21 protein-coding genes are annotated in these 21,541 nt (G+C 63.4%); 12 read left to right on the forward strand and 9 right to left on the reverse strand.

What is annotated here, in order from left to right; translation table 11 throughout:
- Positions 1 to 203 precede the first annotated feature (203 nt).
- Both MCUHO_RS04620 and MCUHO_RS04625 read left to right on the forward strand, forming a co-directional pair.
- A complete protein-coding gene (locus MCUHO_RS04620) occupies positions 204 to 1,355 on the forward strand; it encodes an HNH endonuclease domain-containing protein (RefSeq protein WP_067074138.1) in 1,152 nt (383 codons plus the stop codon).
- On the forward strand, positions 1,343 to 1,720 hold the full coding sequence (locus tag MCUHO_RS04625; RefSeq protein WP_067074537.1) for an HIT family protein: 378 nt from the start codon (positions 1,343 to 1,345) through the stop codon (positions 1,718 to 1,720). Before MCUHO_RS04620 ends, MCUHO_RS04625 begins: the two co-directional genes overlap by 13 nt.
- Before the next feature lie 560 nt (positions 1,721 to 2,280).
- Here MCUHO_RS04625 and MCUHO_RS04630 read toward each other — a convergent pair.
- The gene (locus tag MCUHO_RS04630; protein WP_067074142.1) at positions 2,281 to 2,733 is read right to left on the reverse strand and encodes an Hsp20/alpha crystallin family protein; all 453 of its coding nucleotides are present in this window, start codon (positions 2,731 to 2,733) and stop codon (positions 2,281 to 2,283) included.
- Between the two features lie 703 nt (positions 2,734 to 3,436).
- Between MCUHO_RS04630 and MCUHO_RS04635 the strand changes: the two genes are divergently transcribed.
- The 3 genes from MCUHO_RS04635 to MCUHO_RS12830 are packed head-to-tail and all read left to right on the forward strand — an operon-like array spanning position 3,437 to position 5,551.
- Positions 3,437 to 4,627, forward strand: coding sequence for an ATP-binding protein (locus tag MCUHO_RS04635; RefSeq protein ID WP_235808163.1), 1,191 nt, complete (start codon positions 3,437 to 3,439; stop codon positions 4,625 to 4,627).
- Positions 4,628 to 4,677: 50 nt separating this feature from the next.
- Entirely contained in the window at positions 4,678 to 5,343 is a 666-nt protein-coding gene (locus tag MCUHO_RS04640) for a hypothetical protein (RefSeq protein WP_067074149.1), read from the forward strand.
- Between the two features lie 46 nt (positions 5,344 to 5,389).
- On the forward strand, positions 5,390 to 5,551 hold the full coding sequence (locus MCUHO_RS12830; protein WP_162839708.1) for a hypothetical protein: 162 nt from the start codon (positions 5,390 to 5,392) through the stop codon (positions 5,549 to 5,551).
- A 40-nt stretch (positions 5,552 to 5,591) separates the two neighbouring features.
- On the opposite strand, the gene MCUHO_RS04650 is transcribed toward MCUHO_RS12830, so the two are convergent.
- On the reverse strand, positions 5,592 to 8,837 hold the full coding sequence (locus MCUHO_RS04650; RefSeq protein WP_067074157.1) for a UvrD-helicase domain-containing protein: 3,246 nt from the start codon (positions 8,835 to 8,837) through the stop codon (positions 5,592 to 5,594).
- Positions 8,824 to 11,982: a PD-(D/E)XK nuclease family protein gene (locus MCUHO_RS04655; protein ID WP_067074161.1), complete on the reverse strand. Its 3,159-nt coding sequence runs from the start codon at positions 11,980 to 11,982 to the stop codon at positions 8,824 to 8,826. Before MCUHO_RS04655 ends, MCUHO_RS04650 begins: the two co-directional genes overlap by 14 nt.
- Before the next feature lie 115 nt (positions 11,983 to 12,097).
- On the opposite strand from MCUHO_RS04655, the gene MCUHO_RS04660 reads away from it, so the two are divergent.
- From MCUHO_RS04660 to MCUHO_RS04670, 3 genes are all read left to right on the forward strand, one after another.
- On the forward strand, positions 12,098 to 12,517 hold the full coding sequence (locus tag MCUHO_RS04660; protein ID WP_067074165.1) for a hypothetical protein: 420 nt from the start codon (positions 12,098 to 12,100) through the stop codon (positions 12,515 to 12,517).
- A gap of 636 nt (positions 12,518 to 13,153) precedes the next feature.
- Positions 13,154 to 13,648, forward strand: coding sequence for a winged helix-turn-helix domain-containing protein (locus MCUHO_RS04665; protein ID WP_067074169.1), 495 nt, complete (start codon positions 13,154 to 13,156; stop codon positions 13,646 to 13,648).
- Positions 13,649 to 13,656: 8 nt separating this feature from the next.
- Positions 13,657 to 14,073 (forward strand): hypothetical protein, encoded by a 417-nt coding sequence (locus MCUHO_RS04670; RefSeq protein WP_048184624.1) that lies wholly within the window; start codon positions 13,657 to 13,659, stop codon positions 14,071 to 14,073.
- 128 nt (positions 14,074 to 14,201) lie between these two features.
- Here MCUHO_RS04670 and MCUHO_RS04675 read toward each other — a convergent pair whose 3' ends face one another.
- Positions 14,202 to 14,408 carry a hypothetical protein gene (locus MCUHO_RS04675; protein WP_067074177.1) on the reverse strand — a complete coding sequence of 69 codons (207 nt, stop codon included), beginning with the start codon at positions 14,406 to 14,408 and terminating at the stop codon, positions 14,202 to 14,204.
- Between the two features lie 117 nt (positions 14,409 to 14,525).
- Here MCUHO_RS04675 and MCUHO_RS13060 point away from each other — a divergent pair, with 117 nt between their 5' ends.
- The 3 genes from MCUHO_RS13060 (at position 14,526) to MCUHO_RS04685 (ending at position 16,965) form a co-directional block, all read left to right on the forward strand.
- Positions 14,526 to 14,660 carry a hypothetical protein gene (locus MCUHO_RS13060; RefSeq protein WP_268872789.1) on the forward strand — a complete coding sequence of 45 codons (135 nt, stop codon included), beginning with the start codon at positions 14,526 to 14,528 and terminating at the stop codon, positions 14,658 to 14,660.
- A 235-nt stretch (positions 14,661 to 14,895) separates the two neighbouring features.
- The gene (locus MCUHO_RS04680) at positions 14,896 to 16,005 is read left to right on the forward strand and encodes a Fic family protein (RefSeq protein ID WP_067074181.1); all 1,110 of its coding nucleotides are present in this window, start codon (positions 14,896 to 14,898) and stop codon (positions 16,003 to 16,005) included.
- Positions 16,006 to 16,284: 279 nt separating this feature from the next.
- Positions 16,285 to 16,965 carry an HD domain-containing protein gene (locus MCUHO_RS04685; RefSeq protein ID WP_067074187.1) on the forward strand — a complete coding sequence of 227 codons (681 nt, stop codon included), beginning with the start codon at positions 16,285 to 16,287 and terminating at the stop codon, positions 16,963 to 16,965.
- Positions 16,966 to 17,149: 184 nt separating this feature from the next.
- On the opposite strand, the gene sugE is transcribed toward MCUHO_RS04685, so the two are convergent.
- Entirely contained in the window at positions 17,150 to 17,479 is a 330-nt protein-coding gene (gene sugE / locus MCUHO_RS04695) for a quaternary ammonium compound efflux SMR transporter SugE (protein ID WP_067074194.1), read from the reverse strand.
- 127 nt (positions 17,480 to 17,606) lie between these two features.
- Between sugE and MCUHO_RS04700 the strand changes: the two genes are divergently transcribed.
- A complete protein-coding gene (locus MCUHO_RS04700; RefSeq protein ID WP_235808164.1) occupies positions 17,607 to 17,831 on the forward strand; it encodes a ferredoxin in 225 nt (74 codons plus the stop codon).
- A gap of 258 nt (positions 17,832 to 18,089) precedes the next feature.
- Here the strand turns inward: MCUHO_RS04700 and MCUHO_RS04705 are convergent, their stop codons facing one another.
- Genes MCUHO_RS04705 through hxlB form a run of 4 tightly spaced genes read right to left on the reverse strand, consistent with a single transcriptional unit; the run spans position 18,090 to position 21,440 of the window.
- A complete protein-coding gene (locus MCUHO_RS04705; RefSeq protein ID WP_084385925.1) occupies positions 18,090 to 18,623 on the reverse strand; it encodes a DUF421 domain-containing protein in 534 nt (177 codons plus the stop codon).
- A 58-nt stretch (positions 18,624 to 18,681) separates the two neighbouring features.
- Positions 18,682 to 19,719, reverse strand: coding sequence for a M42 family metallopeptidase (locus tag MCUHO_RS04710; RefSeq protein WP_067074202.1), 1,038 nt, complete (start codon positions 19,717 to 19,719; stop codon positions 18,682 to 18,684).
- A gap of 7 nt (positions 19,720 to 19,726) precedes the next feature.
- Positions 19,727 to 20,833 carry a pyridoxal phosphate-dependent aminotransferase gene (locus MCUHO_RS04715; RefSeq protein ID WP_067074205.1) on the reverse strand — a complete coding sequence of 369 codons (1,107 nt, stop codon included), beginning with the start codon at positions 20,831 to 20,833 and terminating at the stop codon, positions 19,727 to 19,729.
- 7 nt (positions 20,834 to 20,840) lie between these two features.
- Positions 20,841 to 21,440: a 6-phospho-3-hexuloisomerase gene (gene hxlB / locus MCUHO_RS04720; protein WP_067074209.1), complete on the reverse strand. Its 600-nt coding sequence runs from the start codon at positions 21,438 to 21,440 to the stop codon at positions 20,841 to 20,843.
- Positions 21,441 to 21,541 lie beyond the last annotated feature (101 nt).

Genomic DNA, 21,541 nt, shown 5'->3' on the forward strand with positions numbered 1-21,541 from the left:
TTTTATTTTTGCTCAACATGAATTTCGCTAGAACACTGAGGCGAACCCATCCGACAAAAAAGCGGCCACTGGCATCACGCTGAAGCCGAGAAACTATAACGGTTTCTCCCGGAACAACGGTGCTTGCCAGTAGAACCCCCTCCCCCTCCCCATCCAAAACCAACACCCATATCTCCCCGCCCCCTCAACCTCTCCCTCAACCAATGGATCTCGCCCAGTACCGCCGGATCAACACCATCATCGAGCGGGACAGCGCCGACGCGACCTACAAGTACGCCCTCCTCCGGGGCGTCATCGAGATCTGCCAGCAGTCCTCGCACCTGCGGGAGGACGACGGCGATCAGGTCTCGTTCCCCCTCGGTCTGCTCATCGAGAAGTGGCTGCTCTACTACTATCCCATCTTTGCAGCCCCGGCGTTCATCCCGCAGAAGAACGGGGAGACGCCGGACCCGGAGACCGGCAAGGCCGTCTCGTTCCGGAAGCACTTCGTGCCGGTCATCGACTACTACCGGGACCGGGGCGGGATCTCGGTCTTCTACAACGACTATGCCCGCGGCACCATGCCGGCCGGGATCCAGCCCGCGTTCCGGACGCTCGTGAAAGCGATCCGGAAGACCATCACCGAGATGCCGATGAAGCACCTCGGGTACTCGCAGTCAAAGGAGCACTACTCGGTCTTCGACTACGACCGGCCGCTCTACCGGATCTCCGGCGACGGCCCCATCGACCGGGCCTCCCTGATCGAGAACTCCGGCCGGTTCTCCCTCTCCCGCGACCTCTGCACGGTCTTCGAGCACTTCGGGGGGTTCATCTCCGGAGAGGAGAGCCTCTTGAAGAAATGGGCCGAGTTCACCGCGGCCGCGGACAAGACCGGGACCGTCACCGAGGAGTGCATGCTCTCCCTGCTCACGAAGACCCCGACAACCGAACGGGCGATCGCGGATGCACGAAACTTCTACCGGTCGGTCTTTGCGGAGGAAGGGACGCTCACCTGCGTCTGGTCGGGGAAGGCCATCTCCTCGCCGGAAGCGATGCACATCGACCACGTCCTCCCGTTCTCGGTCTGGAAGAACAACGACCTCTGGAACCTCCTCCCCGCTCTTGACTTCATCAACACTAGAAAACGCGACCGCATCCCCGACCCTTCGCTCCTCGAATCCCGGCGAGACTGCATCATCGGCTACTGGGACATCCTCCACGACCACGCTCCCCGCCCGTTCGAGCGGGAGATCGCGGTCTCCCTCCTCGGCCTCGAAACACCGGGGAGCGACTGGCAGGACCAGGCCTTCGACCACCTCGCCGAAAAATGCGCCTACCTCATCCACGTCCGGGGGTACGAAGCATGGGTGATATAGGCTGTCCCTTCTGCAACCCGCCTCCCGAAGACATAGTCCTCTCAAACAACCTCTGCTACGCCCGCTATGATAAGTATCCAGTCAGCCCCGGCCACCTCCTCGTCATCCCCTTCCGCCACGTCGCGGACTTCTTCGACGCGACCGACGCGGAAGAGATCGCCCTCCTCGCCCTCGTCCGCGACGCGAAAACCCTCCTCGACGACCGGTTTCATCCCGACGGCTACAACGTCGGCGTGAACGTGCGAGCGGCCGCCGGCCAGACGGTGATGCACCTCCATATCCACGTCATCCCCCGGTATGCCGGGGACGTGGAAGACCCCCGGGGCGGGGTGCGGGGGGCGATCCCGGAGAAGAGAGCGTACTGAGGAGCTGAGCGGAGATACCGGGAGGAATTTCACCACATCAAAAGGCAGATAGAGTGTTCAGCAGGGTCCGATCGAGAGGCTGCCCTACCCGGATTCAAGGGGGAGCGAGAGCAGCAAAGATGTTGAGGAGAAGCGCCTCCAGTCATCGTGGTCGTCCGGCCCTCCAGTATCATGGATAGCATCACTATCTCCAATCATTCTCCAATCATTCTCCAATCATTCTCCAATAGTGACTCTAAAATATTAACTCACAGGCGCCCGATGTGCCATTCCAGGCAGTATATTTGGAATCAATTCTCCAATAGACACCAATCATTTCTCCAATCAACAGTAGCCGGGTATAACATCCAACGCAATGTCCATCCAATAACGCAATGTCCATCCAATCGTCTCCACAAGGTCCTCGACCACGTCACGGGTGGCATCTCCCTCGCTGGACGAATCCGAACACTCTCCGGTCAATCCGATGCAACCGTTCCCGTCGGGCAATCAATCGCGCAGACAGTGCCTGCGTAATCCGCCCGGTTTGCTCTCCACCCCTCCCCCCGGTCTCCGCCGCCCTATCCTTCCCTGACCGGGATCTCGACCCCCTGACCGGGAGCCTTCCTCAACCGCACCGCCAGCACGCCGTTTCGGAGGGTGGCCGCCGCAGCCTCGTCCGTGACCTCCGCGGGAAGGTTCACGACCCGGGTCATCTCGCCGGAGAGCCGCTCCCTGACGGCGTAGCCTTCCCGTTCTTCCTCCTCCCTCTTTCGGACGGTGATCCGCAGCGTCATTGGGCCGGTGAGCCGTATCGCGACATCGCTGCTCTCCACTCCCGGGAGGTCGGCGACGACCTCGACCTCGACCTCGTCCTCGAGGTTCCGGATATCGACCGGGATCCCCGCACCCCGGATCACGGGCATCACCCGCTGCCCGGGCGCCGCCATCATCTCGTGGAGCCGCCGGTGCATCCCGCAGATCCCCGGGCCGAACGCCTTCTGAAACGGGCACGACAGTTCTCTCTCTTCCATACTCTCAACTCCTCCAGGTGCCATGCAGTCTGGATGCTCCCGCTCATATAAGTTCTTCCCGAACGTCCTCATGAGAACGCCGGACATGCCTCATTCCTCACTGCCCCCGGACTGGGAGGTCGTTGAAACGGCTCTCGGCCGGAACCGCGGCGAGCGAAGGCGCTTCTACGATCTTCCGCCGGGCGTCAACGGGCGCATCCGGGCCCGGGTTCCTCGCAGACGTCCAGCGGGAAGGCAGAAGCGCTCGCGGGTATAGTTATCGTCCCGGACATGCTCCACCTTCCGAGAGAGGCGCGTGAGCACGTCGCGGGCCTCCCTCTCCGCAAGGCTCCCCCACGTACACTCTGCAGAGACTGGGTTCTCGCCCGCCGTCTCGCCGCCCTGTAGGGCACGCCCGGCATCGCGGTGGAAGAAACCCTAATCGTGATCAGTACTGAGAACCCCGTATAATCCGTATCCATACCGGCCCGAACCGCCGCAGGAATTGCTGCTCCTCCAAAAGGTTGAATGCGTTCGGCCCATAGAGATCAAGACTCGGCGACCTGATAATCACCCGGCCGTATCGCCCGGCTCTCGCGAAGGCATCAGCCGCCAGGTGTGGTTGACGACGGCATCCTCTACCTCATCCAGGACTATTGATACCATCAGTCCACAGGTATATTTATGTGGACAAATTATAAATCCAATTTCTAATATGTCCATCATGATGCAGGGAATGATCCGGCGGGATGCGGAGGCGCAGATCCGATCGCTCGCTCTCGGCTTTCCGGCGGTAGCCGTCATCGGCCCCCGCCAGTCAGGCAAGACGACGCTCGTCCGGTCGGTATTCCCGCAGCTGCCCTACGTCTTGCTCGAGGATCCCGACACCCGCGCCTTCGCAGAGGAGGATCCCCGCAGCTTTCTTGCACAGTACGAGAAGACCGGGGCGGTTCTCGACGAGGTGCAGAGGGTTCCGGAGCTCTTCTCGTACCTCCAGGGAGTCCTTGATACGAACCGGAGGCCGGGACAGTTCATCCTCACCGGATCCCAGAACTTCCTGATGATGGAACGGATATCCCAGTCGCTTGCCGGCCGGGTCGGGATCGTCAAACTCCTCCCCCTCTCGATGGGGGAACTTGTCCGTGCCGGGATAGGGATTGAACGCTACGAGGATCTCCTCTACGCCGGCCTCTTCCCCCGCCCCTACAGCAGCAGCATTCACCCGCGAGACTTCTACTCGTCGTATATCCAGACCTACATCGAGCGCGACCTCCGCCTTCTCAAGCAGGTGCAGAACCTCTCGGCGTTCCAGACGTTCCTGAAGATGTGCGCCTACCGGTCCGGCCAGGTGGTGAACTACTCGTCCCTCGCCCATGACTGCGGCATCACCTACAACACGGCAAAAGAGTGGCTCTCCCTCCTGGAGACATCGATGCTGGTCGTCCAGGTCAGGCCCCATCACAAGAACTTCAACAAGCGGCTTATCAAGGTGCCCAAACTTTACTTCACGGACCCCGGCCTTGCTGCGCATCTGGCCGGGATACAGGGTGCCGACGACCTCGTTTACCACCCCCTGAAAGGAGGGCTCTTTGAATCGCTCATCATAACGGAGTTCCTGAAGTCCCGGTTTAACCGGGGCAAAGAGTCCAACCTCTACTTCTGGCGGGACAAACTCGGGCATGAGATCGACTGCATCATCGAGTATCAGGGGTGGGATCCCGTCCCGGTCGAGATCAAGTCGGGCAGAACGGCAAGTGCCGACTTCTTTGACGAGATCACGTACTGGAACGGGCTCTCCGGCAACGCCCCGGATCGCTCGTTCGTTGTCTACGGGGGCGACCGGTCCCAGCGCCGGGCGATGGGGCAACTGATCGGGTACCGGGATCTCGAGCCGATCCTGCAGTACCTGGCGTGATCGCCACCCTACCGGATCACTCTTTACCCCCCGGTCCCATACCCACTCCAATGCCCGACGACCGGGAGATCATCAGGAAGGCTCTCCATAAAGCCCGCGAACTCGGGGCGGACGTAGCAGGCGCCGTGACGGCCAAAAGGCTCGTCGACTGCCCCTCGGCGGTCGCGGACGGCCAGAGAGGCTCGCAGACCGACCGGGGCACCTACATCGTCTTCGGCCTCCACCACGGCCCGGAGCACCCCGAACTCGACCTCTGGGAAGCGGGCCGGGGGACGCCCGGCGACAGGATCCTCGCGAGAATCGGCAAAGACCTCGCCCGGTGGCTGCAGGAGACCTACGGCATCCGGGCCCGTCTCATCCCCTACCGGATCAGCGACGGCGGGATCTACCTCAAAGACGCGGCATGCATGGCGGGGATCGGGCGGATGGGACGGAACAATCTCGTCATCGTCCCCGGCTACGGGTCAAAAATCCGGTTCCGGGCGGTCTGGGCCGACCTGGACTGCCCCGAAGAACCATCACCGGAGGGAGAAGATCCCTGCACCGGCTGCGAGGGCTCCTGCATCCGTGCCTGCCCGATGGGCGCCTTCTCTACCGGCAAATTCAGCCGGGCGCGGTGCCTGGCGCGGATGGACGCCGACAAGAGCTCCGGGAGGGAACGGATCGACCACTGCCGGGCCTGCGAACTCGCCTGCCCCGCCGGGGACGAAGGATAGATCACCCGAAACACTCCGGGTGGAACCGGACGCTACAGAGGATACCATGAAGGTGCTCGTGAGAACCCCGGACGGGGTTGAAGAGGTCAGGGAAGTCGACTCCGACTGGGTCATCCCCGGCGACGTCCTGGACGACGGCTCGCTCGTCCTCGAACTCTGGGACGAACTCTCGGACGACGACTACCTGGCTATCGGCCTCTACGACTGAGCGGTGGGGCCGGGCTCGTTTCGGCAGGCGCCGGCCTCCATCACTCCGCCGGCCCCTCTTCAATCCCCCGGACCGCCCGCCCGATCTCGGCAAAGACCCGCTCCTCGTCCACCTCGATCTCCGCCCAGCGGTCGGCATCGACGAAGTAGAGGTAAGGAATGACCGGACCCCCGACGATCCGGGCGGCGGCGCAGCGGTAGATCGTCATCTGGATCGCATACTCCCCGGCGTCCCCCGGTGTCCCGGTCTTGTAGTCGATGAGCATCCAGGTGCCGTTCACCCGCTGCACCAGCCGGTCGATGACCCCCCTGAACGCAATCCCGTTCACCCGCACCGAGAACGGCACCTCGCGGTGGTCGCGGACGATCCCCCGCATCAGGGGCGATGCAAGGAACCGGGCGTAGAGATCCCGGTACTCCGGAGCCCGGGCGGGATCCAGCCCGTACCGCCGCAGCACCGCGGCGGGATCGCGGCCGCGGAAGACCTCGTGGACGGCGAGCCCGCGGGTCAGCGCCTCCCCCCCGGCGGCGAACCCCGGCAGCCGGGACTCCGCCGGGCCGCGGAGGTACGCCTCAAGCTCGCTCGCCGAGTAAGCCCGCCCCTTCTTCCCGTTGGGAGGAATGCCCGCCGAGACCTCCGCCGCGGGGACGTCGTCCGGCACCGGCAGCCGGACCGGGGCGGTCTGTGGCACCTCTACCGGGATCGCCGCGGGGTCGAGGGTGAGCGGGATGCGGAGCGCCCCGAGGACGGCTTCGCCCCGGGCGTAGATCTCATCGCAGAGCCCGAGAGAGTGCGCGAGCCAGGCCATCCGGGTCTTGCCGCCCGCGAGGCTCTCCGGGGCCGCGTCCGGCGTCTCCCCGCAGAGGATCAGGTGATCTTTTGCCCGGGTGACCGCGACGTAGAAGAGGCGTTTGCGCTCCGCCTCCTCCTTCTGCCGGTGCTCGTCCTTGAGGAGCCGGAGGATCGGCGTCTCCTGGCGCTCGTGATCGTCTGCCGGGTTCAGTATCGAGACCCCGAGCAGCAGCCCCTCCCCCACCATGATCGTGCCCCCGCCCGACCGCGGCGTCTCCGCGAGGTCGGGGACGACGACGACCGGGAACTCAAGCCCCTTCGCGGCGTGCACCGTCATGATCGAGACCGCGTCCGCGGCTGCAAGGTCGAGGGGGGCATCTCCCTCCCGGTCTCCGGCATCGATGGAGCGGCCGAGTTCCACGACAAAACCGGCGAGCGTGGAGGAGTCGGCATCCCGTGCAAGGGCGATCAGTTTCTCGACGTTCGCCGCGGCCTGCTCGCCCCCGGCCATCCCGCCGAAGACGAGGTAGATCCCCGATGTCTCGACGATCCGGCGAATGAGGCGGGCGGGCGGAAGCCTGCGGGAGAGCGAGAGCCAGTCGCGGAGAGTCCCCGCCGCCGGCTCCTCCGCCGCCTGCACCCGCTCCCAGAGAGAACTCCCCGACGATCGGGCGATATGAAAGAGCCGGGCGTCGGAGAACCCGAAGTAGGGCGACCGCAGCACGCCGTAGAGCGCCGCGTCGTCCAGGTGGTTTACGAGGAACCGGAGGATGTTGTAGAGGTCGTAGACCTCCTGACGCTCGTAGAACCCGAGGCCCGCGTGGACGTGGTAGGGGACGCCGTAGCGGGCGAGCGCCCACTCGTAGTAGGCGAGGTTCGTCCGCCGCTCGAGGAGGACGGCGACATCGCCGTAGCCCGCCGGCCGGACTTCCCCGTCGCGGCAGACCTGTTTCTCCCCCCGCTCGACGAGAGAGCGGATCTTTCGTGCCGCCATCTCCGCCTCGGCCCGGCGGCCGGCCGCCCGGTCTTTGATCTTTGGGGAGAGAAGGAGTTCGACCGAGCCGGTGTCGCTTCGGCGGAACGCACGCAGCGGTTCGTAGAGGAACTCCCAGGGGCGGCCGGCCTCCGCCATCAGGGCGGAAAAGACGGCGTTCGTGAACCCGACGATCTCGGGCGTGCTCCGGAAGTTGACGTCGAGCGCGACCGTCTCCCCGCCGAGACCGCGCTCGATCAGGTCGCGGGTGTGCGAGAACTGCGTGACGTCGGCCTCCCGGAAGAGGTAGATGGACTGTTTCGGGTCGCCGACGACGAAGAGGTTCGCGGAATCGCCGAGGACGGCGCGGATGATGGCGATCTGGACGGGATCGGTGTCCTGGAACTCGTCGACCAGGATAAACCGGAACCGGTTCGAAAAGTGCGCCGCGACGATATCCTCGCGGTCGCAAAAGAGCCGGTGGGTGCGGTTCACCAGGTCGTCGAAGTCGAGGCCGTTCCGCCGCCGTTTCTCGGCCTCGATCGCGTCGAGGAAGGCCGAGAAGACCGCGCCGAGGTCGCGGAGGAAGTCGAGCGTCGCCCGGGTGAAGGGGTCGGACGGACTGAGGGTGAGCAGGCAGGCGTCCGCGTGGTCGTTGAGGCACCGGTCGAGAACGCCGTAGGCCGCCCGGAGGTCCTGGAGATCGTCCCCCGCCCAGTTCTTCTTCTGTCCCATGTTCCTGCGGAAGCGCGACTCGTTGTGAACCCGGAACAGTTCGGCGACCGCGATCCCGCCGGCGAGGCAGGGCTCGATCGCCCGGAGGTAGGCTCCGGCAGTGTCCCGTTCGTCCGGGTAGCGGGCGGCAAGGTCCCGGAGGGTTGCGATTGCCCCCCCTGCGCGGGGGAAGAACTCCCCGGACGCCGCCTCCCGGTGCCGTTCCACGGCCGCCTGCCAGGCGTCGAGTACCTTCTCCTCGCTCTCCGCGAGCGCGGCAAAGAACGCTTCCGCAGCCCCCCGGCGGGAGTACAGCGCCTCGATGTAGTTCTTCAGTTCGTAGACCCCGACGGCACGGAGAGCGCCGATCACCGCGTTCCGGCACGATGCAGGCGGATCGCCGTGGATGAGATCGTCGATCGTCTCCTCACGGAGCCGGAACGCCTCCCGCTCGTCGAGGACGGTGAAGGACGGCCCCACGCCGGCCTCGAGGGGGAACTCCCGGAGAACCGAGGCGCAGAAGGAGTGGAAGGTCGATATCTTCGCCCATAAAAACTCGTCGCGAACCGCGTCCCACCGCTCGCCCTCCTTCTCCGCAAGCGCCTGGCGAACCCGGACCTTCATCTCGCCGGCCGCCTTCTCGGTGAAGGTCAGCGCGAGGATCTCCCCGACGTCGAGACCGGATTCGAGCAGGCTGAGGTACTTCTGCACCAGGACGTGCGTCTTCCCCGTCCCCGCACCGGCGGTGACACACTTGCTCGTCGCATGATCGAGCGCGGCCCGCGCCTGTCGTTCAGTCAGTCCCATCGATCTGCACCTCCGCGTTGAGCAGCCGCAGGGCGTCGAACCGGCAGACGGTCTTGAACCCGCAGTAAGCCGGGCAGGGGCCGGCGTCCGACCGGGGCGGGAAGCACCCGGCGCGTATCCCGGAGAGATACCGCTGTGTCCACGCGAGAGCGGTCCTGACCACCTCCCGGACGTCTTCGACCCCGTTTCGCTGCGAGCCGGGGAAGCAGGCAAAACAGTCCTGGAGCCCCGCGTCCCAGAAGACCGGCTGGTTTTTGACCTCTCCGCGCCGGAGGGTGTAGTAGGTGCCCGCGACCCCTTCCATCCCGGTCAGCCTCTCGACCGCGAGGAGGTAGAGGGGGAGCTGGAGCGCTCTCCCGGCCTCGATATCCCTGAGCCGCGGGTGCGAAGACCCGGTCTTGTAGTCGGTGATCATGAACCGCCCATCGGTCAGCACGTCGACCCGGTCGACCCTGCCCCGCAGGCGGATGGTCTCCTCGCCGAGCGGGATCGCGATCGCATCAGGCGTCGATAGCGCATCGACCTCCCCCGGCACCAGCGGGAGGCCGAACGAGACCTCGAAGGCGTGCGGGACAAAGCGGGAGGCCGCGATATCGGTCTCGTGCAGGAGGAACCGCTCGAGCACCCCTTTCCCCGCCGCGGGCGACCCGAGGAGGTGCTCCTTATCCGCGACCCATGCAGGGGTCTCGAACCCGAAGCGGCCGGTCTCCTCCCGGCCGGCATCGAGGAGCTGCTGGAGGGCGCCCGCGTAGCACGCCCCGGTGACCGGGCCGTTGCCGTCACACTTCCAGCCGGAATAGAACCGGTAGGCGATCCTGTGGACGAGGCTGCCCCGCTCCTGTGCCGTCAGGTCGGGATCTGCCTCGGGCAGCGGCGCAAGACCGAGAACCCGCTCCAGGTAGAACCGGAACGGGCAGTCGGCATAGGTCTCGAGCGCCGTCGGGGAGAAGACCGCTCCGTCGCCGAACCGTCCGGCGAGCGCCGTGACGATCGCCGGATCGTCCTCGAGCATCCCGTCGTAGGGGGAGTCGTAACCGGCTCTCCGGTGGTAGTTCTCGATGTTGAGCCGGTTGACGGCCTCGCGGACGGGGAGGGAGCACGGCATCCCGACGGGGAACTCTCCCCGGGCAAGGAGGGCGCCTGCCCGCCGGGCTGCCGCGAGCCCGGAGTCGGGGAACTCATCGCTCCCCCACGCCTCCGGGGAGAATGCCTCACGAACGGCGTCCACGAACCCGGAACACACCAGCGGTGTTGCTCCGTCGGCCGCGGGGTAACTCAGGTAGACCCTGGAACGGGCGGAGAGCAGGGCAGCGGTGAAGTAGTAGCGTTCTTCCCGGAGGATATCCTCTCTCGACCGCGTCCCGAGGCGCCGGGTCTCGGCGTCGGTGGTGAACGGGAGCCGGGTGGTCAGCCGCGGCATCGCACCCTCGACGAGACCGCCGACGAAGAGATAAGGGACGGTGAGGTGCGCAACCTCCCGGACACCGATCACCTGGACGCCGCCGCTGTTCCGGCGGCTGGCTGTCCGGGTGCCGGCGGCAACCTGCTCGAGCAGGGAGGAGAACTCCATAAGGGGCATCTTCTCATCCGGCAGCAGCCGGGCGAGGCGTTCGAGCGCCGTGAGGGTGCCGGCGAATCCCCCGAGATCCCGTGCTTCCTCCTCGAGGAGAGCGGGATCGCCCTCTTCCGGCATGACCGGTGCCTGCCACCGCTCGATGAGCGAGCGGTAGGCGGCGATATGGTCGGCAATCGACTTCGTCCCTTCGAGAGCCGAGAGGTCGGCGAAGAGCGTCCCGACGATCTTTTGTGCCGACTCTATCGAGGCCGCCTTTTCGGCGAGCCGGGACTTCGCGGACTCCGGGGTGTCCGGCCGTTCTCGCTCCTCACCGGCGGCGCGGGCGAGCGCGGCGAGCCGCTTCTCCCAGGTGGCTGCTCCGGCGGTGATCCGGGCCTCCCGGGAGAGTACGTCGAGCTCGCAGCCGCAGGTGATCGGCAGATAGGGGGAGGTCGCGAGAGCGACGACGCCCTCTCGCCGGTAACCGCGGGCAGGAACCGCGGCGACGTCGAGCAGCGCCCGGACGAGCGGCGATGTGGAGAGCGGCCGGCCATCGGACGCGGCGTACGGAACCCCGAAGTCGGGGAAGACCTCCTCCACGTAAGGCAGCGCCGATGCGAAGTCGGGGAACGCGACCGCGATCTCGTCCGGCCGCACGCCGGCGGCGACCAGATCGCGGATCTCCTGCGCGATCGCCCGGACCTCATCGAGCCGGTCACGCCGTTCTGCGAGGCGGATCCAGCCGCCGCAGTCAGCAGGCTCGAACCGGGAGAAGAGGGCGGCGAGGCGTGAGCGGTGAGTGCCCGGCGCATCGCCGGAGATGACCGCATCCGGACGCAGCCACTCGCCGTCGTCGGCAAAGACCGCCGGGTTCCCGGCGTAGGGGATTGAGTAATGAAATTCTTCTGCAGACTCCCGCAGAGCAAAAAGCAGGTCGCGTTCGAGCGGCATCGGCTCGAAGAGGCCGTAGACGAAGACCGTCCGTTGAGGTCGGACGTGATGGCTGCCGCCTGCCCGCGGCATCGGCTCGAAGAGACCGTAGATATAGACCGTCCGGAACCAGCCCGTGTCGGAGAGCATCCGGACCACGCGGGCAAGGAGCGTGCCCTCGTCGGCGAGGTCGTGCTCGTCGAGGAACAGGCGGTAGGCGTCGAAGAGGCGGGCGATCTCGACGCATTTGGCGGTCGCGAGGTCGCCGAGAGCGGTCGGGTAATCGACCTTCCGCATGAGGATGACTTCAAAAAGGGTCGCGAGGTCGTCGACCGCTCCCGTGCCGGAAAGAAGCGGATACCTGCCGGAGGCAAGGAGGCGGGCGAGAATGAGCCGGGACTCGGTTCCGGAGATCAGCGTCTCCGACGTCGCATAGTCGAGAAAGACCTTCCGGGCGAATCCCGGGAGGGTCGTGACCGTGTCGGCGACGACCGGGACGCCCTCCTCTCCGAGGCGGCGGACGATCTCCCGGGCAAGGTGAGAGGTCGGGACGATGAAGACGGTGCCGAACGGGTCGCGGGTTGCGGCTTTCCGGAACTCCGCGATGAACGCGTCGAGACCTTCTCCGGGCAACTGGCGGTACAGAACGGCGGGGGACATCCGGTGATCTTCCTAGGGAGAGTTTTGGGGTGGAGGAGGGATGAGTGTTGTTATTTGGGTCTGCGAGGCGACCGGGATCGTCCGGTTTAAGTGCGGCCAGAGATAATGAACGCTCATGGATCCGAACTTCTGCCGCCGCTACGCCGGCGACGGCACGCCGCCGTCGAACCGCTACTGCCGGGTCTGCACGGAGGTCGCCTGCGACCGGCTGTGGCGGCGGGTCCAGAGTCTCGCCGCATCAAACGGGGGGAGCCCGATCCCGCTCCCGGGGACACGGGCAGTGCTCTTCCCGAACAAGAACCCGGATTTCGTCCGGCTGCAGGTCAACTGCCGGTGGGGCCTCTCGAAGGAGGACTTCCTGCACTACGTCGCCACCGGCCACGCGGGGATGGGGCGGCGGGGGCAGCGGAGCGATCCCCGCGCATCCCCGAGCTGCACCCGGCAGGAGCCCTACGTGCAGGCGATCGTCGAACTGCTTGGCGGGATGGATACTCCGGAGATACAGGCGGTGCGAGAGGTGCAGAAGGGCGGATGAGCCGGGGGTGGTTCGTTGAGAAGCAGCCGCGTTCATGAGCGATGCAATCTGCAGGGCCACCTGTATGCAATGAAACCGGATAAGGCGAGGCAACAAGGCTTTCCGTGCAGCCCAAAAAAAGCCGCCGCCAGAGCGTATTTATGATCCTGATGAAGGAGGGAAACTGATATCGGCCCCTCAAAAGCAACGAGGCACAAACCGCCACATTATATATCACAACGAAAAGAACTGTAAATCAGTGTCTTATGTCATGCGATCTCCCTGATGAAGCGCTCTTTATTCTCAATGTTTTATACAAGGGAGGCACTTTCGGACGGATGCAGGCTACCATTCCGAAAAACTGTACAAAATTTATATAAAGAAATTCACGGGACGATCCAGTCTGTCCATTGAAGATACACTTCAGATCCTGATGAAGGACGGATATGTGGCACAGATCAGGAAAAAGAAAGTGAAATACTACATAGCCGACATGAAGAGCGCCATCTTTGCCCTGAAAAGCCATGGGTATAACGTCGTTGATGGGCGATATCGTAAACTCTGACATGATGCAAAATATTTTTATCACTTGCGACAATATCAGTTATCAGTACGCGTATAGCATTCTTGATCACTGCATGAGATTATGTGAGATCTATGGCACGCCCGTTTGAAGGATTGTTTGGAAACACCTGCGAGTTGAGAATTCTCGAGTTCCTCCTGCCGCTATCCGACCTGGAATTTAACGTTACCGAACTCGCAGAAGAGGCAGGCGTTTCGCGTGTCACCGCAGGCAGGGTCGTGAAAAAATTTGTTGCATGGGGCCTCCTGAACGTGGGTGCTGGAAAGGTCCCTCTCTACTCGATTAATACGGATTCTTCGATTGTGCGGCGCATTGATGACCTGAACAATGCCCTCATCGAGAAAATGCTCGGTGAAGAACGGCTTAAAGAAATCCACGAGTATATTCAGGACAGGGATGTCAGCGCACCCCCGAACATCTCCGCAGAGGAGGGCTGGATCTCCGGGTATGCGCCTTTTGAGGGTGAAGCCTGGGGGGGCAGTGTCATTGGAGCGACATCTGTGCTCGTCCCACCGTGTGCGGCTGCAGATAGCATCTATGGCGATGAGCATCCGAGATATTTCCAGTGAGGGAAATTATGTCAAGGCAAGATTTCTTTAGAAAGGAACTCGTCACCGAATTGCGGCGGGTAGAAGCGATGATGCGAAAGGAAGAAAACATTGAGAAAAAAATTTACTATTTCTCTGCAGCATATGGCATTACTAATCGCACGCTCCGCTATGCATTCACTGATGACTACCTCATGGCTGATTTCGTCCTCAATACTTGTTATACGGGATTGATGGATCGGTTTAAACGCATTCGTTCCGGCGATAGCACAGTCCCACTTGAAGCGAGGCATTTTGAAAAAATTCAAGAAGGAATGAGGTTGCTTGCCGATGCTTTCGACGAAGGTACATCGATCCTCAAACCTCTCGAAGCCATACTGACCGCTACCTTCGCAACATCAGGCCCGGGGAATTATCTGCGGGAGAAAGGAGATCTACAGATCTAATCCAATAATCCCATTTTCAAAGATTTCCACTCCGTCAAAGATCTTTTTTTACAGCACCAGAAGAACGAAGCAGCCTGCTAACACATCCCGACGCTTGGCCCAAGAACGCCACCCGCCACGCCGCACCCTCACCCCCAGCCCAGGCAGTACGCCAGCACGACGACCAGCAACACCACGGTTCCGTTCCGGAGCACCGTCGAGACGAGCATGATCTCCGTTCCCGTCCGCACCCCGAAGATCGCGACGTAGGAAGAGCCGAGCCAGCGGATGCTCCGTGTCACGCTGGTGAGGACGTTGCCGACGAGCAGGGTGAGGAAGATCTGCTGCCAGGTCATATCCCCCGCGGCGAGCAGGGCAGTTTGCGCTGTACTCCGAGATGTTCATCCGGAGGACGTAAACGTCCTCCCGCGGGCCCGGCAAAACCTATATCTCCGGGCGGGAAAGGGGTCTTTATGCCGACCTGCAGCGACTGCGCCCTCTATGCGAAGAAGACCGGAACCGACGGAGAGTGCAGCATCAACGGCCCCGTTCCCGCCAACCGGGATGCCGGGCGGTGCCCTTCCCGGACGTTTCGGCCACGCGGATGATGTCGTGAGGCTTTGACTGATCGAACGGCATGCCTGTATCCACCGGGAGCGGATGCCTTTGCGTAGCCCGGCCGGAGTGACCGTTAGAATAGCGCCGGCATACGGCGAACGCTGCAATCGCAAACAATCAACGTTAATACTCCTCCGCACCACCGGATAATTATATGAAGGATCTCCGGCAGATCGCCAGGTCTCCTGTTCATGGGGGGTTCAAAGCCATCCGTGAGGAGGCGGCATGACGGCTGCACCCTACGTGCCGGAACCGCTGCCCCCGGCCGGCATCGACTGGGAGATCCATATCCCGCAGATTGCGTCGGCGAACCGCGCTCTCGCCCGGTACGACGGCATCCTCCAGGCGATCCCGAACCCCGAACTCCTCCTCTCGCCACTCCTGACACAGGAGGCGGTGCTCTCCTCGAAGATCGAGGGGACGCAGGCCTCGCTCGAGGACGTCCTGAGGTTCGAGGCGAATCCGCGGGAGCGGATCAACGACAGAACCCTTGCCGAGATCCAGGAGATCATCAACTACCGGGAGGGGCTGAACGTTGCGGTCGACGCCCTCAAGGCCCGGCGACTGGACACCGCTCTCGTCTGCAACCTGCACCGCATCCTGCTCGCCGACAGCCGGGGCATGGACAGGGAGCCGGGGTGCATCCGCACGATCCAGAACTTCATCGGCCGGGACGCTCACATCGAGCGCGCGATCTTCGTTCCGCCCGCACCGGAAAGGGTTCCCGGGGCGCTCGCGGACTGGGAGGCCTACCTGCACCGCGAGGAGAAAGACATCCTCGTCCAGCTCTCCATCCTGAAAGCGCAGTTCGAACTCATCCACCCGTTCTGCGACGGCAACGGGCGTATCGGGAGGATGCTCGTTCCGCTGATCATGTACGAGAAGGGGCTGATTGGAAGCCCGATGTTCTATATCAGCGCCTACCTCGAGCGAAACCGGCCGGTCTACTACGAACGGCTGCTCGCGGTCTCCCGCGAGGGGGACTGGAACGGCTGGATAACGTTCTTCCTCCACGCCATCGAGGAGCAGGCGGGGGCAAACGGCCGGAAAGCAAAGGCGATCCTCGACCTTTACGACGAGATGAAGCGGACGGTGCCGGAGGTGACCCGGTCGCAGTATGCCGTCGCCGCGATCGACGCGCTCTTTGCGACGCCGATCTTCATCCCATCCGAGTTTTACGAGCAGACCGGGATACCGAAGAAGACGGCAAACCGGCTCCTCCAGCAACTCCGGGAACAGGAGATCATCACCGTCGTCGCCGAGGGCGGGGGACGGCGTGCCACGACCTATATGGTTTCGCGCCTGCTTGCCATCACCGAAGAAGACCGGTTGTGAGTATTCTGATACCTGCAAACCCGGTTGCGCATATCAAAACCCCGATCCGGTATACACAAACCATAGTTCCGGGAACGTTTGTGGGTCATCTACGATCCGCAACGGCGTTTTTGGGACATGAACTCCGCAATATGGCCCACAAATGTCGTTGTGGGACACCGGCGACAGACAACGCCCGGCCGCCGGAACCGGGATCTGCAGCGCGGGGATGGCTGCATGAGGGTGGGAACAGGACAGCCGAAAGCGAATCTTTTCGATCCCGGAAGATAAAGATCTGCCATGGATGAAGAGACGGCCGCGATGCTCGACCACGTCAGAACAGCGCTCCCCGAATCCGGTGCGCATGGGTTCGACCACACCCTCCGGGTCGTGCGCCTCGCTGAAGAGATCGGTGCCCGCGAAGGTGCCGATATGGCGATCCTCATCCCGGCCGCCCTCTTCCACGACATCGCCCGGCCCCTCGAGGAGGAGACGGGCGCCCCCCACGAAGAAGAGGGAGCGCGGATGGCGGAGTCCTACCTCCGCTCTGTCCGCTATCCCGAAGACCATATCCCGGGCATCGTCCACGCCATCCGTGCGCACCGGTACTCCTCGGGCATCGCCCCACAGACACTGGAGGCCCGGGTGCTCTCGGATGCGGACAACCTGGACGCGATGGGTGCGGTCGGGATCGCGAGGACGTTTATGCAGGCCGCGACGCTCCGGCAGGAGGGGAACGGGAGCACCCGGAAAGGTGCGACTGGCGACCTCCCCGAAGGGGAGGGAGTTCAAGAAACCCGAAGGGTTTCGACTGGCGGCATCGCGGACGCAACCGCTCACTTCCACGACAAACTGCTGAACCTCAAAGACCGCATGTACACAACGACCGCCCGGAACATCGCCGGGGAGAGGCACGCACTCCTCGTCGCGTTTCTCGCGGCCCTGGAGGACGAATCTTCCCCCTGGAGGATAAAGGGATAATTAACTCATATCCGGGCAGAATTCTCCCACAGATACCGAATCAGCGCCACATTCCTCATCGGAGCCGTAATCGCCGCCGGTGTGATCCTCCTCGCGACCGGCATCCCGGCAACGGCCCGCCGAATGGCCGGCATTCGTCGCCTGGGACTGGCCCCTGGCCTGGGTGCCGCCGGAACCGGCTCCCTCACGCATCCGAGCAGAACTTCAGTCCCACGATCCCTGCCACGATCAGGAAGAGGCAGAGGAGGCGGGCGACACTCCTCGACTCGCCGAAGATCATGATCCCGGCGATGGCCGTTCCGACCGCCCCGATGCCCGTCCAGACGGCATAGGCTGTCCCGATCGGAAGGCCGGAGAGCGACCGCGAGAGGAGGTAGAAACTTCCGACCATCAGGATGATGGTCGCCACCGACGGCCCAACCTTCGTGAACCCTTCGGTATACTTGAGGCCGAGCGCCCAGCCGGCCTCCAGGAGCCCGGCAAAGAAAAGGGTTATCCAGGCGGTACTCTGCATGATTCCTCTTTCATTTGGTTCGGAAAACGTTATACTTTCTCTGCGAAGATCATACGGGCCGTCCGCTTCCGTCACGTTTAACATGGAGGAATACCCTCCCGGAGATCCAAAGGAGGTATGGAGTGTGGTGAAAATAACCATCGACAGACCGGGATGCATCAGCTGCGAGTCGTGCTGGACGCTCTGTCCGGACGTCTTCGAACAGGATCCAAACGACGACCTGAGCTCGGTCACGGAACAGTACCGGGTCAACGGCAACCCCGCGGAGGGGGAGGTGCCCGACGACCTCACCGACTGCACCGTGGAAGCCGCCGATTCGTGCCCGGTCACGGTCATCGTCGTCGAAGAATGAGACGAACCGGGCGCCGGCGGGTGTATCGGCGCCGAACAATTGTTATGCTCATGGCCGGACAAGAACTATAACCTTCGAGAGCTATGACGGGTTTTGCCTGAGAGTGGGGTCAACCAGAAGGCACATCATCATATGGTGCAGCGGGTTCACAGGTCAGAACGGTTACGGCCTGCGAACACAAAAAAACACTGCACCATGAACCGAAATGTGCCCGGGCGTAAGGCCTTATCTCTCGGGCACACTGTTTTCACCGACCCGTTACCTGCGTGGCCGCGCCACATCGACGAGTGATCCCATGCCGTCGCTCTTCTGAAGCACCGAGAGGTTCCCGTTCGTCTCGAGGACGATCGCGTGGACGCTCTCGAGGGATGCAACCCCCTCCGACCGCAACGTCTGCCGGATCTCGCCTTCGGTGATCCGCTCCTGCAGCATTGCGTCATGCAGGAACTCTCCGTCATAACAGAGGAGGCGGGGCTCCGACTTCACCGCCTTCTGCACCCTCTCCGACCGGACGGACGACCAGGAGACGGCGTACTGCAGCACGACCAGGATGCCGAGGGCGAGCACCCCCTCTGCAAGCGAGACGTCCCTTGAGACGATCGTCGAGGCAAGGATCGAGCCGACGGCCACGTTCACGATGAAGTCGAAGGCGTTCATCGACGAGAGCGTCCGCTTCCCCGAGAGGCGGACGATGATCACGAGAGCCACATACGCGCATACCCCGACGATCAGGACCCGCACCAGGAAGGCAGGGTCGCCGAAGAAGATCTCCTGCAGGAATCCGTCGCTCATACCCCGCACTGCACGGGGGACGGCATAGCACTTTCTGCAGGCGGGCAGTCAAAAAAAGTTAGAGCGCGGGTCTGCTCTTCAGCGCCTCGACGAGGAGCCGGATCCCCGCCTCGACATCGGCGGTATCGACCACCTCGACCGGGGAGTGGATGTAGCGGGCGGGGATCGAGAACGGGATGCTCGGGATACCGCCCCGCTCCAGGTGGATGATCGTCGCGTCGGTGTTCCCGCCGGTCCCGACCTCGAGCTGGCAGGGGATGTCGTTCTTCTCCGCGGTCTCGCGAAGCCACGCGGTCATCCTCGGATCGGCCATCAGCCCGCGCCCGCTCGCGCTGACGAGAACCAGAACCGGGCCCTTGCCCATCTCGACGCTCGCGTCCTTCTTCTCGATCCCGGGATGGTCGCCGGGGATGGTGACGTCGGTCGCGATGGCGCAGTCGGGGTTTAAGGAGTAGGCGCTCACCTTTGCTCCCTTGAGCCCCAGTTCCTCCTGGACGGTGAAGACGCCGTAGATTGTGTGAGGCGACTCGGTCTGCTGCAGTGCCCGGATCAGCATCGCGACACCGACCCGGTTATCGAGCGCTTTGCCCGTGACGCGGGTGCCGGCGAGTTCCGTGAACTCGCGGTCGATGGTGATCGGGGTGCCGATCTCGATCCCGAGGTTCTTCACCTCCTCCTCGCTCACCGCGCCCACGTCGACGAACATGTTCTCGATCTTGACCTCCTTCTTGCGCTCCTCCTCCTTCATGACGTGGGGAGGCTTTGCGCCGAGAACGCCCATGACCGGGCCGTTCTTCCCGTGCAGGATCACCCGCTGGCAGTAGAGCACCGGCCCGTACCAGCCCCCGATGGAGACGACCCGGATGAACCCCTTCTCGTCGATGTACTGCACCATCAGGCCGATCTCGTCCATGTGGGCGGCGAGCATGATCGAGAAGTCGCCGCCGCGCTTCACGGCAACCAGGTTCCCCATCGTATCCTCGCGGAACTCGTCGACGACACCTGCAAGCTCCGCCCTGACGATATCCCTGATCTTTCCTTCGCTGCTCGAGACGCCGTGGGCGTCGGATAGCTTCCTGAGTAACTCTTTCACCATGCTTCTCTCACCCCATCAGTTCCCCGAGACGCCCGACCGCACGGGAGAGATTCTCCCGGGAGGTCGCGTAGCTGAATCGCGCATATTCGGGTGCCCTCGAGCCGAACGCCGAACCCGGCACGATGATGACGCCCGCATTGACGGCCTTCTCGATAAGGTTTCGCCCCATCGGGACGAACATGTAGAACGCGCCTTCCGGCCGGGGGAAATCGAACCCGAGACCGGTCAGCCCGTCGTAGAGGAGATCGCGCCGGGCGCGGTACTCGTTACGCATCCGCACGACCGGCTCCTGGTCGCCGGTGTATGCGGCGAGCGCAGCATACTGCGAGATCGAGGTCGCGCACGCCTGGGCGTACTGGTGCACCTTGAGGAACTCCGGGATGTAGTCCTCGGGTGCCGCAAGGTAGCCGACCCGCCACCCGGTCATGGCGTAGGTCTTGCTCGCGGCGTTGACGGTGATGACGTCCTCGCCGAACCGGGCCGCACTGACGTGCTCTTTCTCGTAGATGAAGTGCTCGTAGACCTCGTCGGAGACGACAGTGACCTTACGATCGTTTGCATACTCCACGAGGGCGCGGATCGACTCCTCGCTCTCGACCGCGCCGGTCGGGTTCGCGGGAGAGTTCAGGACGAAGACACGAGCACCGTCCATCTGCTCCTTCGCCCGCTCGACGTCGATGTGCAGGGTCGCGTCGAGCCCGACGCCCTCGGGCTTTCCGCCGGCGATGGCCGCAAGCGCGGCGTAGGAGACGAAACCCGGGTCGGTGAAGAGGACGCGGTCGCCCGGGTCGACGAGCGCCTCCATCACGAGGTGGAGCGCCTCGCTTCCCCCCGCCGTGACCAGGATCTGGTCGGGCCGGCAGGCGAGGCTGTTCTCACGCGCGAGTTTCTCGCAGATAGCCTCACGGAGTTCCACGATTCCAGCGTTCGGGGTGTACCCGGTCCTCCCCTCCCTGATGGCGGCGATCGCGGCCATCTTGATGTGGTCGGGGGTATCGAAGTCCGGCTGCCCGATGCCGAGGTTGATCGCGTCCGGCCCTCCGGCTTCGAAGAGCTTGCGGATCCCCGACATCTCCACCCCTTTGACCCGGTCGGCATATCTGTGTTCGGTCATAGTAATCTCACTCGATGTTCGCGTGGCGGCACTGAAGGTCTTCGGGCCGGCACTGGGTGATCTCCATCAGCCGGGATATGATCGCGTCCGCAAAGACCATCGCGGTCGTCTCGAAGATGGTGCCGAGCGGTGCGAACGACTTGTGCTCGCCCATCATCTGCCGGATCTCGAACTCCGCAGACTCGTCGGCCACCTTATCCCGCTGGCTCTCGATGATGACGATGCAGTCGGCAATCCGGCCGATCCTCGAGTCTTTCTTCGAGGTGATGAGGCAGATCCTCCCGCCGATCTCCTTTGCGGTCTCGGAGATATCCGCAACCGTCTTGGTCGCGCCGGATCCGGAGAAGACGATAATGACGTCTCCCGACTTCATGGCAGGAGTCACGGTCTCCCCGACGACGAATGCAGAGAGCCCGAGGTGCATCAGGCGCATGGCAAATGATTTCGCTACAAGCCCGGAGCGCCCGGCGCCCATGGTGTAGATGCGGTTTGCGTTCAGGATCTCGGCGAGGAACGCATCGATCTCGTCGTCGGACATTACGTCCGCAATCGTCCTGATCTTGGTCGCCATCAGCCGCATCATATTCTTAACCGGGTGATTTGTCATCGTAGTTCAACTGTTAGGTTTCACCAGATCATACATTAGAATATCCCAGACGCCCCGGAACAGGGGTGACCGCCCTCTCCCCCCCGGGGTTTGCCGGAACC

This window comes from Methanoculleus horonobensis, from assembly GCF_001602375.1.
GTDB lineage: Archaea > Halobacteriota > Methanomicrobia > Methanomicrobiales > Methanoculleaceae > Methanoculleus > Methanoculleus horonobensis.

What these genes read in the sequence shown, in the direction of transcription:
- MCUHO_RS12830 (WP_162839708.1), top strand. Translation starts at nt 5,390, where the DNA reads ATGAAGGTGCTCGTGAGAACCCCGGACGGGGTTGAAGAGGTCAGGGAA.
- MCUHO_RS04680 (WP_067074181.1), top strand. Translation starts at nt 14,896, where the DNA reads ATGACGGCTGCACCCTACGTGCCGGAACCGCTGCCCCCGGCCGGCATC.
- MCUHO_RS04665 (WP_067074169.1), top strand. Translation starts at nt 13,154, where the DNA reads ATGGCACGCCCGTTTGAAGGATTGTTTGGAAACACCTGCGAGTTGAGA.
- MCUHO_RS04685 (WP_067074187.1), top strand. Translation starts at nt 16,285, where the DNA reads ATGGATGAAGAGACGGCCGCGATGCTCGACCACGTCAGAACAGCGCTC.
- MCUHO_RS04630 (WP_067074142.1), bottom strand. Translation starts at nt 2,733, where the DNA reads ATGGAAGAGAGAGAACTGTCGTGCCCGTTTCAGAAGGCGTTCGGCCCG.
- MCUHO_RS04715 (WP_067074205.1), bottom strand. Translation starts at nt 20,833, where the DNA reads ATGACCGAACACAGATATGCCGACCGGGTCAAAGGGGTGGAGATGTCG.
- MCUHO_RS13060 (WP_268872789.1), top strand. Translation starts at nt 14,526, where the DNA reads ATGCCGACCTGCAGCGACTGCGCCCTCTATGCGAAGAAGACCGGAACC.
- MCUHO_RS04625 (WP_067074537.1), top strand. Translation starts at nt 1,343, where the DNA reads ATGGGTGATATAGGCTGTCCCTTCTGCAACCCGCCTCCCGAAGACATA.
- MCUHO_RS04670 (WP_048184624.1), top strand. Translation starts at nt 13,657, where the DNA reads ATGTCAAGGCAAGATTTCTTTAGAAAGGAACTCGTCACCGAATTGCGG.
- MCUHO_RS04650 (WP_067074157.1), bottom strand. Translation starts at nt 8,837, where the DNA reads ATGGGACTGACTGAACGACAGGCGCGGGCCGCGCTCGATCATGCGACG.
- MCUHO_RS04620 (WP_067074138.1), top strand. Translation starts at nt 204, where the DNA reads ATGGATCTCGCCCAGTACCGCCGGATCAACACCATCATCGAGCGGGAC.
- MCUHO_RS04635 (WP_235808163.1), top strand. Translation starts at nt 3,437, where the DNA reads ATGATGCAGGGAATGATCCGGCGGGATGCGGAGGCGCAGATCCGATCG.
- MCUHO_RS04660 (WP_067074165.1), top strand. Translation starts at nt 12,098, where the DNA reads ATGGATCCGAACTTCTGCCGCCGCTACGCCGGCGACGGCACGCCGCCG.
- hxlB (WP_067074209.1), bottom strand. Translation starts at nt 21,440, where the DNA reads ATGACAAATCACCCGGTTAAGAATATGATGCGGCTGATGGCGACCAAG.
- MCUHO_RS04675 (WP_067074177.1), bottom strand. Translation starts at nt 14,408, where the DNA reads ATGACCTGGCAGCAGATCTTCCTCACCCTGCTCGTCGGCAACGTCCTC.
- MCUHO_RS04640 (WP_067074149.1), top strand. Translation starts at nt 4,678, where the DNA reads ATGCCCGACGACCGGGAGATCATCAGGAAGGCTCTCCATAAAGCCCGC.
- MCUHO_RS04655 (WP_067074161.1), bottom strand. Translation starts at nt 11,982, where the DNA reads ATGTCCCCCGCCGTTCTGTACCGCCAGTTGCCCGGAGAAGGTCTCGAC.
- MCUHO_RS04705 (WP_084385925.1), bottom strand. Translation starts at nt 18,623, where the DNA reads ATGAGCGACGGATTCCTGCAGGAGATCTTCTTCGGCGACCCTGCCTTC.
- sugE (WP_067074194.1), bottom strand. Translation starts at nt 17,479, where the DNA reads ATGCAGAGTACCGCCTGGATAACCCTTTTCTTTGCCGGGCTCCTGGAG.
- MCUHO_RS04710 (WP_067074202.1), bottom strand. Translation starts at nt 19,719, where the DNA reads ATGGTGAAAGAGTTACTCAGGAAGCTATCCGACGCCCACGGCGTCTCG.